Source organism: Paenibacillus sp. FSL R10-2734, assembly GCF_037963865.1.
Taxonomy (GTDB): domain Bacteria; phylum Bacillota; class Bacilli; order Paenibacillales; family Paenibacillaceae; genus Paenibacillus_AQ.
Map to the genome: position 1 here is coordinate 1,079,004 of NZ_CP150170.1, position 14,639 is coordinate 1,093,642.

Here is a 14,639-nt window from a genome sequence, read left to right on the forward strand (position 1 = left end):
TCTGTCAGAGCAGAACATAAGGAGGAGTAAGCAGCATGACATCCACATTTCATTCGATAGAGACGGCGAGACGCAGCCTTTTTACTCAGACCGCAGCTCTTAATACGACTGGACACAATATCGCAAATGCGAATACAGAGGGGTATACCCGTCAACGTGTTAATATGAAGGCCGCTTTGCCTATTGAAGCATACGGATTTAATAAATCTACCGTTCCTGGTCAAATGGGTACAGGGGTGGAATTCTCATCTATCGATCGGATTCGAGAAATGTTTCTGGATGATCAGTACCGTGGTGAGAATTCTGCATTTGGTAACTGGAAACTTCAAGCAGATACTCTCTCTAAACTAGAAGCGATTGTTAATGAACCATCGGATACAGGTATTCGTACGGTGCTGGATAACTTCTGGAAATCCTGGTCAGATCTTAGTAAGAACCCAGAAGATCCTACTGCTCGTAAGATTGTAGTGCAAACAGCGCAATCTTTAACTGACGCCATGAATTATATGAGCACGCAATTAGATAATCTTGATCGGGATTTAACTACTAATATTGATGTTAAAGCGAAAGAAGCTCAAGGCTACCTGACCGCTATCGCAGATCTGAATAAATCGATCTATAAGATTGAGGGTATGGGTGATCAGGCGAATGATTTACGCGATCAACGCGATCTGATGGCGGACAAGCTTTCCAAGATTGCTAATATTACCGTTGTGGAGACGGAAGCTGGTTATAACGTTTCTCTGGGTGGACAGCCACTGGTAGAGGGTGGAGAAATTACTGCAACTGTAGATAGTGCATTTCTTAATAATGCTTACGCCTCTGGAACGTTGAAGGGCGGCGAGGCATACGGAATGATTTTCTCCAAAAATACTTATGTTACCGACTACAAAAAACAACTCAACGATATGGCTAGTACGATTGCTACTGGCAACGTTGAAATTACAATACCGGCAGGTTCCAATCTTCCAGAGGGTACGGTGCTAACTAATGATGCTAAGATTACACAAGCGGATGGCAGCGTAGTTACTTTGGCCGCTGGTCAGGCAATGCCTAAGGGCGCAACGATGTATGAGGATGCTAAAACCATTGTCAAAGGTTTGAACGGACTTCACAAGTTAGGTTATGCGATGGATGGAAGCTCTGGTCGTGATTTCTTTGTAACCTCTGGTGACGCTGGAACGATCAAGCTGAATCCGGAGATTGCTGCGGATGTAAGCTTATTCGCAACCTCACTGCGTACAGCTGTTGATGCGGATGGCAACACGCAGGTCGTTAAAGGAAATAACACCTTGGCGCTCTTGCTGACAAATCTGAAGGATAGCAAATTCACTACGCCGGACGGTAAAGTTAGCAATACTGTGGGTGGGCTTCTTGGCTCTATGGTTGGTCAGCTCGGTATTCAATCACAGGAGGCTGCGCGTCAGACCGATAACTCAGATTATCTGGTAGAGCAGGTTAACTCCCGTCGTCAATCTGTTAGCGGAGTGTCACTGGATGAAGAAATGTCGAATATGCTCGTGTTTCAGCATGCTTATAGTGCGGCTGCGCGTTTTATGACTACTTTTGATGAACTGCTCGACAAATTGATTAATTCCACCGGCACAGTCGGCAGATAAAAGGAGATATAGCGTATGTTGAGAGTCACTTCTAACATGATGAATTCACAGCTTCTGCTTAACCTTAACCGTAATGCGCGTACGATGAACGACACACAGCTACAGCTTTCAAGCGGACGAAAAATCAATAAGCCCTCTGATGATCCGGTAGGGATTACGTATTCCCTGCGATACCGTGCGGAGCTTTCATCTAACGAGCAATATACCAAGAATGTAGATAGCGCCCTTTCATGGCTTGATTATAATGATACAGTCCTAGGACAAGCTGGGGATGTTGTTCAAAAGATTCGTGAGTTGACCGTACAAGCATCAACAGGTAGTAATCCACAGTCCGCACTCGACAGTATCAATTCAGAGGTTATGCAGCTGAAGGAACAGCTTGTAGATATAGCTAACAGTACGCTTAACGGAAAATATATTTTTAATGGTGAACAATACAACACGAAACCTTATGATTTCGCTAAAGGTACAGACGGTACATATGATGTATCTAAGCCAATTACTACGGATACTGGGCAGATTCAGTTTATCGTAGGTGAAGATGTACGTTTGCCTATCAGTACGACGGGTAATGAGATATTCGGTAATATGGGAGATACTGATAATCTGTTTGCAATCATTAATAATCTTTCTGCTGGATTAAAGTCTGGTGATCTTAAGGCAGTATCGGGCCAACTTGATGTACTCGATACACGTATGGAAACTATTTTGTCTGCCCGTTCGGAGATAGGTGCTAAGACTAACCGCGTTGAATTGATGCAGGATCGGCTTAGTGATTTGAATGTGAATCTAACGGATCTCCAAGCGAAGACGGAAGATGCCGATTACGAAGGTTTGATTATGAATTCGAAGATTCAAGAGAATATCTATAATGCCTCCTTGTCTGTGGGTGCAAAGATTATTTCTACATCTCTTGTGGACTTTATCAGATAACGGAGGTGGTTCTCGTTGCTTCAGCCGATATTGCAAATCCGTCAGACACCTGCTGTGATAGGGATTGATGCCGATCCGGGCGCTTATTCGATTTCTCAGCCAAAGGCTGAGGTCAATGTCAGAACTACTCCGGGAGAACTAACGGTGGAGTCCACTCGGCCCGAGCTTACTGTAGATCAATCTCGAGCATGGGAAGCCTATAATGGTGGAAAGATGCTCGATATGAATAGACGGATTTATTCTGGGATTCAGCAGTTGTATCTACAGGGTATTGCTAGAAAGGTTGAGCAAGGGAATCGTATGGCTCAGTTTTTTAGACCTGGTAATACAATTGCAGAAGTGTACGGCACGGATACCCAGCCCAACTCGTTTCCTGAGATTCGTGGTCCAGCATCGTATGACAATGTAGATATTCACATCGAAACGAGAGCCCCACAAATCGATTATCGAGCTGCGAAAGTAGATATTCAGGTGGAGCGGCGAAATCCGGAAATTGAATATACCCGTGGAAAGTTAAATATTTATATGCAGCAATACGCTTCGATTCAGTTTATTCCACCAGAATTGAATGTTCAATTGTAGCTTCTTAAGCTATAGATGTGCCAGAAAGCGCCTCTATAGCTTTTGTGCTATATATAATGTAATAGGATTTCGTTAGAAGCTAGTTTTGCAGCGCAAAACTTTTGAGGAGTGAACAACTTGATTATAGAAACACTATCTTGGGGTAAACTGGAAGTAGATAAGGAGCAGTTATATCATTTTCCTAAAGGAATCCCTGGCTTTGATGAAGAAACTGATTTTGCATTGATCGTGATGGAGGAGACGCCTTTTTGGTATCTACAGTCAGTAAAAAGTAAGGGGCTGTCCTTTCTGCTGGGTGATCCGTTTGCTTTTTATCCAGCTTACGAATTTGAACTGCCTGATGCTGAGGCTGAAGAGCTAGAGATTAAATCGGATGTTGTTGTCCGTTGTATTATTACTTTAAAAGAAAATGTTGAGCAGTCTACGATTAATCTTCTTGCTCCAATTGTATTGAATCCGTTAGGGAACTTTGGTAAACAAATCGTGCTGCATAAATCGCCTTATCATACGAAGCATAGCTTACTGCAAGAGCAGTCGGTTATCGATGGAAAGGATGGTGGATGATATGCTCGTACTTTCCCGCAAAAAAGGAGAGTCCATCGTCATCCAAGATCAGATAGAGCTGACGATCTTAAGTGTGGATGGTGATACGGTGAAGGTTGGTATTTCCGCACCGAAGCATGTCGATATTTTTCGTAAAGAGATCTACCTATCGATCCAAGAAGCTAACCGTGAGTCCGTTGCTCCGCAGCAGACTGACCTGAATGCATTGATTCATCGACTTCGTGGTGTGAACAAGAATGATTAATTGACATATCGTATGCACAGAATCCAAAACCTGGGACTGCTTAACCGCAGACTCAGGTTTTTTATTTGATTTTGGAGAATTTCTCCAACAAATTTCAAAAAAACTTCGAATTGCTCTAAACAGTTGAGTGCATGCCGTCGATATATGTAGTAGACGCTGACCCGGCAGGGCGGCCGACCTTAATGGATCGGCGTTTACCACATGGATGTGGAACTAACTTAATTTCAGGGAGGAAATATCAAATGATTATTAACCACAATATCGCGGCGTTGAACACTCACCGCCAACTGACTGCTAACACTGCAAACACTAACAAAAATATTGAGAAATTGTCTTCCGGTCTTCGCATCAACCGTGCAGGTGACGATGCTGCTGGTCTGGCTATCTCCGAAAAAATGCGCGGCCAAATCCGCGGTTTGGATCAAGCTTCCCGTAACGCTCAAGACGGTATCTCTTTGATTCAAACAGCTGAAGGTGCATTGAACGAAACTCACAGCATCCTGCAACGTCAACGCGAATTGGCTAACCAATCCGCAAACGGAACAAACACTGATTCTGACCGTCAAGCTCTGCAAGACGAAATGAACCAACTGACTTCCGAAATCAACCGTATCGGTAACACTACTGAGTTCAATACTCAGAAATTGCTTAAGGGTGACGGAAAATCTAACCTTACTGGTACTGGTGTAGCCAAAGATGGTTTCTTGGCGAATGGAGAAACAACACATGCTCAAGCAAAACAAACCATCACTTTTGCGGCAAAAGGTACCGCTGGTGATGAGTTGACTGTAACAATCAATGGTCAAGATCTCTCTGCTAAATTGGCGGCGGGAGCAGGCCCTGCTGACGCAAAAGCGACAGGAGCAGAATATGCAGCTGCTTTGCAAAAGGCAATTGATGCAAATGATACATTGAAAGGTAGCTTTACTGCAAAGGCTGATGCTACTACAGGTGCTGTCACAATTGAAGCTGTAAAACAAGAAGATGGCGGTAAATTCGACGGAGCTCAAGGAAACATGACAGCTGCTAAAATAAACAATGGTGCAGCAGCTGGCGCAGCTGCTTCTGTTGGTACTACTACCTACACTCAGGCTAGTGGTACACTTGACTTTGCAGGACTTACTACTGCAGCAGATGTAGCAAAACTAGCTGGAACTGGAATTACTATCAATGGTGAACAAATTGAGTTTTATGATGCTACTAAAGGCGAATACAAAGGTAGTGCAAAGGGTGTAAACATTAGTGGCGCAGCTAATGGAACGGCTGTTGCACAAGCAATTGTAGATACTCTGGGAAGCAAAATCGATGGAGTTACATTAACTGCTGCTACTGGCGTACTAACTGTAACTGCAACTGCTAAAGGAGAAGCTGGTAATGGAATCTCCTTGAAAGATGGCGGAGTTCAAAAAGACTTCGAAACTTCTTTCCAAATCGGTGCTAACACTGGTCAATCCATGAGCTTGGCTATTGGCGACATGCGTGCTTCTGCACTAGGTATCACTGGTAAAGCTGGCGATGCTGGTTTCACTAAAGCTAACACTGTAACTGACGGAACTAACAATGTGAGCGCTGAAGCAGCTCTGAACATTTCCACTAAGGAAGATGCTTCTGCTGCAATCGCAATTCTGGATAAAGCTACTGCAACTGTATCCAGCTCCCGTTCTAAACTCGGTGCTGTTCAAAACCGTTTGGAGCACACAATCAACAACTTGGGAACAGCTTCTGAGAACTTGACAGCTGCTGAATCCCGTATCCGTGACGTTGACATGGCTAAAGAAATGATGCAACAAACTAAGAACAACATCCTTGCACAAGCTGCACAAGCTATGTTGGCTCAAGCTAACCAACAACCACAAGGCGTTCTTCAATTGCTTCGTTAATTTTAAAGTCAGCAACTATAGTTTCACAGAAAGAACCTTGGAATTTTTCCAGGGTTCTTTTTTTATGGATATTTATAATTATTAAAAAACTTCAGAATTCCGGGATTTTTTCGGGTTTATCTTTCTTAAGTCCTAAATTATCCCTGAATCTAACCGATATAAAGAGTATAAAATGAGCGTTGGTGGAGGTCGGGGTTTATGAATGTACAGTTTTCTCTTTCTGCTAGTTCAGCTAGTTCCGTAACAAGTGTACAGGGTGTATCTGAGGCAACGTCAAGTACTGCATCGGTGTCATCCGCGATTCAAGAAACGCCTATCCGAAATGCTAAGGATATGAACTTGAGAGAGAAGCAGGGCGTAAACGTGTCTGTTGCGGAAGAACAGCTCATTCGTACCATTGAACGGGCAGTGAAATCTCTACAGGGACCCCAGACTACGCTGCAGATCAGCATCCACGAGAAGACACATGATATTATGGTCAAAGTGCTTAATAAGGATACCGGTGAGCTCATTCGTGAAGTTCCCCCAGAGAAGACCCTGGATCTCGTAGCTAAGATGATGGAAATTGCTGGAATACTTGTAGACGAGAAAATTTAGTAGTAGGAGGTGCTGTTTTGGTTACACGTGTAAATGGATTTTCAGGGATGGACATCGATAGTATGGTCAAGAGTATGATGACTGCTAAGCGAGTCCCCTTAGATAAGCTTAATCAACAGAAACAGATCCTTAACTGGACTAGAGACAGTTATCGGGAAGTTAATAGTAAGTTGGTTGACTTTCGTACCAATAAACTTACGGATAAATATGGCGTTAACTCAGCGATGAATGCCAATAAGGCTGTTACAAGTGGTAATACGGATGCGTTAACCGCTGAAGCTACGGCTACTGCTAACGGGATTGATATGAAAGTAAGTATTACTCAGTTGGCTACCAAGGCTACAATTGAATCTAAAGGTGCAGGTTCTGGCTTGAGTGTGGCATCTTCTCTAGCACAGGCAAAGATTAATGATCCAAATAGCGAAAATGAAACGGTTACGGATGCTGACAAGGCTGAAAAATATAGTTTGGAGATTAATGGAGAAACTTTTTCATTTACAGGAGCAACAGGAATTTCAACAGTTATTGCAACGATCAATGGTAACAGTAAAGCTAACGCTATGGCGAGTTTTGATGAAGTCACTGGGAAACTGATTATTTCTTCTAAGACTTCTGGAAGTAAGGGTGAATTGTCTATAAAGTCAGGCAATGATACTAATCTATTCGAGGCTTTTAAAGGCGTTAATCAATACAATGGTGTAGATGACGTTAAGCCAGGTGTGGATGCTATTATATTCGTCAATGATACTATGATAAAAAAAGATAGTAACACTTTCTTGATCAACGGAATCCAAATGACATTATTGGCTACAACATATACTACTTTAACCCCTGAGGTAAATCCACCAGCAGGAGCGGATAAGCCCATCACAATCAAAACGCAATCAGATCCCCAAAAAGCAGTAGATGCAATTAAAGGGTTTGTCGAAGATTACAATAGTTTACTCACTTTGCTCAATGGTAAAATATCTGAAGAGAAGTACCGTGATTTTGCACCGTTGACGGATGAGCAGAAGACGGCGATGAAAGAGGCAGACATCACGACTTGGACAGAAAAAGCTAAAAGCGGACTTTTGAAAAATGATGATATCCTAAGAGAAGCGGTATCCTCTTTGCGCGGGGTTATCTCGAACCAGATCGGGGCTTTGAGCTCTATTGGAGTGACTACTGGATCTTACTACGAGGGTGGAAAACTGAAGTTAGATGAGGCGGCCTTAAAGAAGGCTCTTGCTAACGATGCCCAAGGGGTTATGGATCTATTCCAGGGTCCAGCTAGTGCATCGAACACAGGTATTTTTGACAAGCTAGCTAGTAAAGTTAATAGCACCTTGGATACACTAGTCTCAAGGGTTGGTACTAATAAGTTCTCAACAGACTTAACCAGTACTTTTAAAGAAGAAAGCATTATGGGCAAGAAGCTCAAAGAATACAACACTCGTATAACTTCAATGCTGACTATGTTGAATAATGCCGAAACACGCTTTTACAAGCAGTTCTCAGCTATGGAAACGGCAATGAATAAGCTACAGACACAGTCGTCCAGTCTTTTCTCCACATCCAGCTAAGATAATTATAAAATAGAGGGTGACATTATTGATAACATCTCCTTATGACAAGTATCGCCAATCTTCTGTCAAAACCTCAACGCCTGCACAGCTCGTGGTCATGCTTTATGATGGAGCCATTCGTTTCGTAAGAACAGCGATGGATGGTCTCAGCAAACAGGATTACGAGAAGACTAGTCTAAATTTTGGTAAAGCTCAAACGATTATAAGTGAGTTAATGAGCACATTAGATTATTCCTATGAAGTATCTAACAATCTCTACTCATTATATGAATATACAAACTTCTTGTTAGTGGAAGCTAACATCCGTAAAAGTCCAGAAAAAGCGGAAGAAGCCATCGGCTATCTTACAGAACTTCGGGAAACTTGGCTTCAAGCATCCAAAATCGCTGCAGGCCAAGGACAGGCTGAAAGTGCTCATGGATGAATTAATCGAGAGCCTGAAGGAACTAACCTTAGGCATCACAGATAGACTTGAAGAGACTACCTATGAAGAGTTGGAAGCTTTTGTCGAGGATCGTCAGGAGCTTGTCGATTCTATTGCAGAACAAACCGCAATTTGTAAGTCGTCGCCCGCACAAAAACAAGAAATTAATCGAATTCTGGAATTCGATAATGTGATCTTAGACAGAATGAACGCTCTCCGTTTGGAAGCGCAAGATTGGCTGCAGAAGCGTAATCAGGCTAAAGTACAGCGCAGCGCCTACGAGGCCGCTTACACCCCGGATAGTTTTCTAATGGATCGCAGAAAATAATTTATTTCAGTGTTTCACTATAGGAGTAGGCGGGTATTAAATACCGTCTGCTCTTTTTTTGATCGTTACGCCATAACTATTTCTTGATTATGGAAAATTAAATCTCTTATTTTACGTGGTAAATTATTGCATGTAAACATTTACTTTTCCAATTGACAATAAAGAAGTTGCGGTGGTATAGTCGATTTGTGAGCAAGACTCACGTTCATCTGATGACGAAGGGAATGTTTAATCAATGGAAGGTAAAGTAAAATGGTTTAACGCAGAAAAAGGTTATGGTTTTATCGAGACTGCAGACGGTGGCGACGTATTCGTACACTTTTCCGCGATTCAAACTGATGGTTTCAAGACTTTGGATGAAGGCCAATCCGTAGAATTCGATATCGTTGAAGGTGCACGCGGACCACAAGCAGCTAACGTAATCAAATTATAATCATACGGCTAAGCCGACCTACATATAAGTAGATGGTTAGCAATTTAGACAGCGCTAGCAAGGATCTTGGGAATTCTCCCAAGGTCCTTTTTTTATGCGATTATATGACTCTATCAAGACAGTTCATAGAAAGAAAATAGCGTAATTTGTAAATTCATTTTATGGGAAATGTTAGAACTCTTGAAAAGATGGGTAATAGTTTTACGTTGAGCTGTTTATCTTACCTCGACGCACACTAGGTTAGCTTAGGCCAATACTTCCACGGGAGATACATATAGCCTATGCTATCAAAACTTTTAGGAGGATGATTAGCAGGATGAAAAAGAAGCTGCGCGGTCTTATGACCGGAATTTTAGGAGTTAGTATGTTATTAGGATCTCTTGGCAGCGTATCTGCCGCTCCCGTACCTAAGGATATCCAAGGTCACTGGGCCCAAGGTCAGCTACAGGAATGGTTAGATAGAGGATACCTTGGTGGATACCCAGACGGCACGGTAAAACCAAACAAGGCTATTACCCGTGGAGAGTATGTGACTCTGGTAAACCGCCTGTTCGGTTTTACACAAAAAGCAACAGTAGGCTTTAAAGATATGAAAAGCACAAACTGGAACTACAGTGAAGTGGCTAAAGCCGTGGAAGCTGGATATATCGGAGGATACGAGGACAATACGTTCCGTCCTAATAGTCCGCTCACAAGACAAGAAGCAGCTGTAATGGCAGCGAAATTACTAAAATTGAGCACCAATACCACTTCTACTAAATTTAAAGATAATGCACAAATTGCAGCATGGGCTAAAGGTGCAGTAGCCGCTGCAGCGGATAAGAAGATCATTAACGGTTATCCGGATGGAACCTTCGGTCCTAAGAGATCGTTAACACGTGCGGAGGCTGTAGGTATTATTAATAGTTCAGTCATCCACTACCCAGGTAGCGGCACAGGTGGTGGTGTAATTCCTACTCCAACTCCAACAGCTACTCCAACTCCAACAGCTACACCAACGCCAACATCAGCTCCAGGTGGTAGTACTGGTGGAGGAAGCGGTGGATCTGGCGGCGGTAACGGTGGCGGAGGAAATGAAACAAAACCAACCGTCAGTGGGGCAACCTATGGTAACGTTGGTACGGTAACTGCTGATGTGTACCTTACTCCTTCCGTAACGGGTGCTGTGTATTATGTAGTCGCTCCTTATACTGCTAACGTAAATGCACCAAGTGCACTACAAGTGGAAAAAGGACAACTTAGTGACGGAACTGCAAGCGAACATCATGGTAGCGCTGCTACTGTAGCTAATACTAGGGTTACATTCTCAGTTTACGGATTGAATCCTGGTACACAATATGCGACTTATATCGTGGCAGCTGATGCTTCGGGTAAACTATCTGATGTAACAACCGTTCGTTTAACTACTGCTCAGGCAACTGCAATTACACTTTTTGAACCTGGGCAAGTAGGTACAGTTACAGCAGATGTATATATTCAATATGGTGCAACAGGTGGCACTGCAACACCGGTAAGATATGTAGTATTGCCTGCAAATGAAAAAGCACCTAGTGCAGCACAGATTGCTGTAGGACAGGATAGTACAGGTACTGCATTGAACGCTCCATGGACTGGCACGCCTTCAATTAATCCAGGAGTAAAGCATACGCATACTTTGACTGGATTGACAGCCAATACTGCCTATAAGGTATACCTTATTACAGGATCGGGTACGCAATTGTCACCTGTGGAAATCATCCAAATTCATACCAAGTAACTTGATCTTATACTGATTAAGTTAGGGAATATAAGAATGGAATTCGTACTATAATAACGACAGGTTTACTTTTAGTCCGGTGAGGCGAATAGTTGCTCTTACCGGACTTGTTTTATTTGTGAACGACAGGACAATATTTGTTATCTAATTGTAAGGGCTGTAAGGAATTACTTTTTACTTAGCCCTAACAATTTGGTATAATGAAGGTGTAACTAAAGGAGGAGTGGCCATGCAATTCACCATTCGAGGTCAACAAATTGACGTGACCGACGCTTTGAGAGAGTATGTTGATAAGAAGCTCAGCAAACTTGAGAAGTATTTCGAAGCACCCCCTACCTCTGAAGGGTCTGTGACGCTTGGCGTAGTTCGCGGCCTTCATACGGTGGAAGTAACCATTCCGCTTGCTGGCGTGACGCTTCGTGCGGAAGATCGCAGCGATGACATGTATGCTTCCATAGATGCCGTTGTGGACAAGCTGGAACGTCAAATTCGCAAACACAAAACGAAGATTAATCGTAAGTTCCGTCAAGAGGGACTGAAGACGCTGTTTGTGGATGGAGCTAGTACCGCTGTTGCTGTAGAAGAACAAGATTATGATGACTTGGAAGTTGTGAGGAACAAACGCTTTACCATGAAGCCGATGGATGTGGAAGAAGCAATTCTTCAAATGAACATGGTAGGACATACTTTCTTCGTGTTTTCCAATATCGATACTTCGGAAGTTAGCGTAGTTTACAAACGTGATGATGGCAAATATGGACTGATTGAACAGGGCTAGACCACGATGATGCCAGTTATGCTATTCAGTATAAAGGGCCTCGAGATTTATCCAGATACCTTAGAAATTTAAACCGAGCCCCTATTCGCTGCAGCGAATAGGGCTCTTGTGCGTATAAGAAGCAATATTTGAAAAATGTGGCTGATACACCTTGTATTGCGGCATCTCTTACAAACTGTTACAATTTATGAAGCAGCGGAATCGAATTTATAAATGGCCCTTTCAATTTTTTGTGAGGATGGGCTCGGTTCCACCATCTGTGTTGCATGAAAGGGGTTAACCATGCTAGGACTTGTAAAGAAAATATTCGGAGACACCAACGAACGTGATGTTAAACGTCTCATGAAGACAGTCGATGTGATTAATGGATTGGAACCGGAATTTGTAGCGCTATCTGATGAAGCGTTACAGGCTAAGACAGCGGAATTCCGTGCCCGTATTGAGAAAGGCGAAACTTTGGAAGAAATTCTTCCTGAGGCATTTGCTACCGTACGCGAAGCTTCCAAACGGACGCTTGGTATGCGGCATTTTGATGTACAGCTGATTGGTGGTATGGCTCTGCATGAAGGCCGGATCTCCGAGATGAAGACTGGTGAAGGTAAGACGCTAGTGGGTACGTTGCCAGTGTATTTGAATGCTTTGCTGGGTAAAGGTGTACACGTCGTAACAGTCAATGATTATTTGGCTCAACGTGACAGCGCACAAATGGCACAAATTTATAACTTCCTGGGCATGACGGTTGGGGTTAACCTGAGCGGTATGGACCATGCTGATAAACAAGCTGCTTATGCCTGCGATATTACGTATGGCACGAACAACGAATTTGGTTTTGATTATTTGCGTGACAACATGGTGCTCTATAAAGAGCAAATGGTTCAGCGCCCTCTGTATTTCTGTATTATTGATGAAGTGGACTCTATTCTTATTGATGAAGCACGTACACCTCTTATTATTTCCGGACAAGCTGAGAAGTCTACAGAATTGTATTTTTCAGCAGACCGTTTCGTGAAAAAGCTTAAGGCTGAAGAAGACTATACGGTTGATATTAAAGTGAAGTCTGTAGCCTTGACTGAAAAAGGTGTAGCTACAGCTGAGCGCGCTTTTGGTATTGAGAACTTGTATGATCACAGTCATGTAACCTTGAATCACCATATCGTCCAAGCCCTGAAAGCAAACGTAATTATGCGTCGTGACGTAGATTATGTTGTGAATGAGGGTGAGGTCGTTATTGTTGATGAATTTACAGGACGTCTCATGTCAGGTCGTCGCTATAGTGACGGGTTGCACCAAGCGATTGAAGCGAAGGAAGAAATCGAAGTGCAGAATGAGAGTATGACTCTTGCAACGATCACATTCCAGAACTACTTCCGTATGTATCGCAAACTGGGCGGTATGACAGGTACAGCGAAAACAGAGGAAGAAGAATTCAAGAAGATTTATGGTCTTGAAGTTCTTCAAGTACCTACGAACAAACCAAATCAGCGCGAAGATATGCCAGATGTTGTCTACAAGAGTGAGAACGGTAAGTTCAAGGCTGTTGTGGAAGAAATTGTAGAACGTCACAAGAAGAACCAACCTGTACTTGTTGGTACAGTGTCGATCGAGAATTCAGAGCTCGTATCTGAAATGCTGAAGCGCAAAGGTGTTAGACACCAAGTACTTAACGCGAAGCATCATGCTGAGGAAGCGGAAATCATTACACATGCAGGTCAGCCAGGTACAGTTACAATTGCTACCAACATGGCTGGACGTGGTACGGACATCGTTCTGGGTGAAGGTGTGACAGATCTTGGAGGTCTGCATATCATTGGTACAGAGCGCCATGAATCGCGCCGGATTGATAACCAGCTGCGCGGTCGTGCGGGTCGTCAAGGTGACCCTGGTTCTACACAATTCTACTTGTCGCTTGGCGATGAGCTCATGAAGCGTTTTGGCGCTGATAACGTTCTGAATATGATGGATCGTCTCGGATTCGAGGAAGATCAGCCGATTGAGAGCCGCATGATCACACGTGCTGTAGAATCTGCTCAGAAACGTGTTGAAGGTAATAACTTTGATATCCGTAAAGTCGTATTGCAATATGATGATGTAATGAATCAGCAGCGTGAAATTATTTATAAACAACGCCGTGAAATTCTGGAGTCAGATAATATTAAAGATATCGTGCTTGAAATGATCAAGCCAGTGATTGAGCGTATCGTTCTCGCACACTGTAGCGATGATATTCCTGAGAACTGGGAGCTGCAAGAAGTTGCTGATTACGTAAACAGCAAATTGCTTGAAGAAGGTGCTTTGACTCGTGATATTCTGTGGGGCAAAGAAGCTGAGGAGATCATCGAGTTCATTTTCGAACGTGTGCTTGAGAAATATGCTGCCCGTGAAGAACGTCTGGGCTCAGAACTCGTACGTGAATTCGAGAAGGTAATCGTGCTTCGTTCCGTAGATAGCAAATGGATGGATCATATTGATGCAATGGATCAATTGCGTCAAGGGATTCACCTGCGTGCTTACGGTGGTACGGATCCACTTCGCGAGTATCAATTCGAAGGTTTTGAGATGTTTAATACTATGACTGCTACGATTCAAGAAGAAGTAGCTACTTATATTATGAAGGCTCACATCGAGGCGAATCAGGAACGTCAATCCGTTATTGACGAGGATAAGATCTCTACAAACAGCGAACCTGTAGAGAAACGTCCGGTACAAGTAGAGGCTGTGACTGGTCGTAACGATCTTTGCCCTTGCGGAAGCGGCAAGAAGTACAAGAATTGCCACGGTCAAAACGCGTAAGACAAACGTTTAGTAATGCTCAGATTCAGGTGATAAAGCTGTAAGTCTTTATCCCTGATCTCCATGGGTATACTAACTATAAAGAGCGGCTGGGCCCGGGGGTATCCCCCGTTTACGGCCCAGTCGCTTTTTTGGATATTTAG

14 protein-coding genes are annotated in these 14,639 nt (G+C 43.2%); all 14 read left to right on the forward strand.

The window, feature by feature from the left end; all coding sequences use genetic code 11:
* Positions 1-35 precede the first annotated feature (35 nt).
* The 14 genes from flgK (at position 36) to secA (ending at position 14,496) form a co-directional block, all read left to right on the forward strand.
* Entirely contained in the window at positions 36-1,619 is a 1,584-nt protein-coding gene (gene flgK, locus NSS67_RS04875; protein ID WP_339318575.1) for a flagellar hook-associated protein FlgK, read from the forward strand.
* A 15-nt stretch (positions 1,620-1,634) separates the two neighbouring features.
* The gene (gene flgL / locus NSS67_RS04880; RefSeq protein ID WP_339318576.1) at positions 1,635-2,552 is read left to right on the forward strand and encodes a flagellar hook-associated protein FlgL; all 918 of its coding nucleotides are present in this window, start codon (positions 1,635-1,637) and stop codon (positions 2,550-2,552) included.
* 15 nt (positions 2,553-2,567) lie between these two features.
* Entirely contained in the window at positions 2,568-3,134 is a 567-nt protein-coding gene (locus NSS67_RS04885) for a DUF6470 family protein (protein ID WP_339318577.1), read from the forward strand.
* Between the two features lie 108 nt (positions 3,135-3,242).
* On the forward strand, positions 3,243-3,698 hold the full coding sequence (locus NSS67_RS04890; RefSeq protein WP_339318578.1) for a flagellar assembly protein FliW: 456 nt from the start codon (positions 3,243-3,245) through the stop codon (positions 3,696-3,698).
* Position 3,699: 1 nt separating this feature from the next.
* Positions 3,700-3,942, forward strand: coding sequence for a carbon storage regulator CsrA (gene csrA, locus NSS67_RS04895; RefSeq protein WP_339320503.1), 243 nt, complete (start codon positions 3,700-3,702; stop codon positions 3,940-3,942).
* A 242-nt stretch (positions 3,943-4,184) separates the two neighbouring features.
* A complete protein-coding gene (locus NSS67_RS04900; RefSeq protein ID WP_339318579.1) occupies positions 4,185-5,822 on the forward strand; it encodes a flagellin in 1,638 nt (545 codons plus the stop codon).
* 198 nt (positions 5,823-6,020) lie between these two features.
* The gene (locus tag NSS67_RS04905; protein ID WP_339318580.1) at positions 6,021-6,419 is read left to right on the forward strand and encodes a flagellar protein FlaG; all 399 of its coding nucleotides are present in this window, start codon (positions 6,021-6,023) and stop codon (positions 6,417-6,419) included.
* Between the two features lie 17 nt (positions 6,420-6,436).
* Positions 6,437-7,984: a flagellar filament capping protein FliD gene (gene fliD, locus NSS67_RS04910; protein WP_339318581.1), complete on the forward strand. Its 1,548-nt coding sequence runs from the start codon at positions 6,437-6,439 to the stop codon at positions 7,982-7,984.
* 28 nt (positions 7,985-8,012) lie between these two features.
* Positions 8,013-8,411, forward strand: coding sequence for a flagellar export chaperone FliS (fliS, locus tag NSS67_RS04915; protein ID WP_076285674.1), 399 nt, complete (start codon positions 8,013-8,015; stop codon positions 8,409-8,411).
* Positions 8,404-8,739, forward strand: coding sequence for a hypothetical protein (locus NSS67_RS04920; RefSeq protein WP_339318582.1), 336 nt, complete (start codon positions 8,404-8,406; stop codon positions 8,737-8,739). The genes fliS and NSS67_RS04920 overlap by 8 nt, the downstream gene beginning before the upstream one ends.
* A gap of 235 nt (positions 8,740-8,974) precedes the next feature.
* Positions 8,975-9,172: a cold shock domain-containing protein gene (locus NSS67_RS04925; RefSeq protein WP_019915069.1), complete on the forward strand. Its 198-nt coding sequence runs from the start codon at positions 8,975-8,977 to the stop codon at positions 9,170-9,172.
* Positions 9,173-9,488: 316 nt separating this feature from the next.
* Positions 9,489-10,928 carry an S-layer homology domain-containing protein gene (locus NSS67_RS04930; RefSeq protein WP_339318583.1) on the forward strand — a complete coding sequence of 480 codons (1,440 nt, stop codon included), beginning with the start codon at positions 9,489-9,491 and terminating at the stop codon, positions 10,926-10,928.
* A gap of 229 nt (positions 10,929-11,157) precedes the next feature.
* Positions 11,158-11,706, forward strand: a complete 549-nt coding sequence (gene raiA / locus NSS67_RS04935; protein ID WP_094871923.1) for a ribosome-associated translation inhibitor RaiA — start codon at positions 11,158-11,160, stop codon at positions 11,704-11,706.
* 282 nt (positions 11,707-11,988) lie between these two features.
* The gene (gene secA / locus NSS67_RS04940) at positions 11,989-14,496 is read left to right on the forward strand and encodes a preprotein translocase subunit SecA (protein WP_339318584.1); all 2,508 of its coding nucleotides are present in this window, start codon (positions 11,989-11,991) and stop codon (positions 14,494-14,496) included.
* The last annotated feature ends 143 nt before the right edge of the window (positions 14,497-14,639 follow it).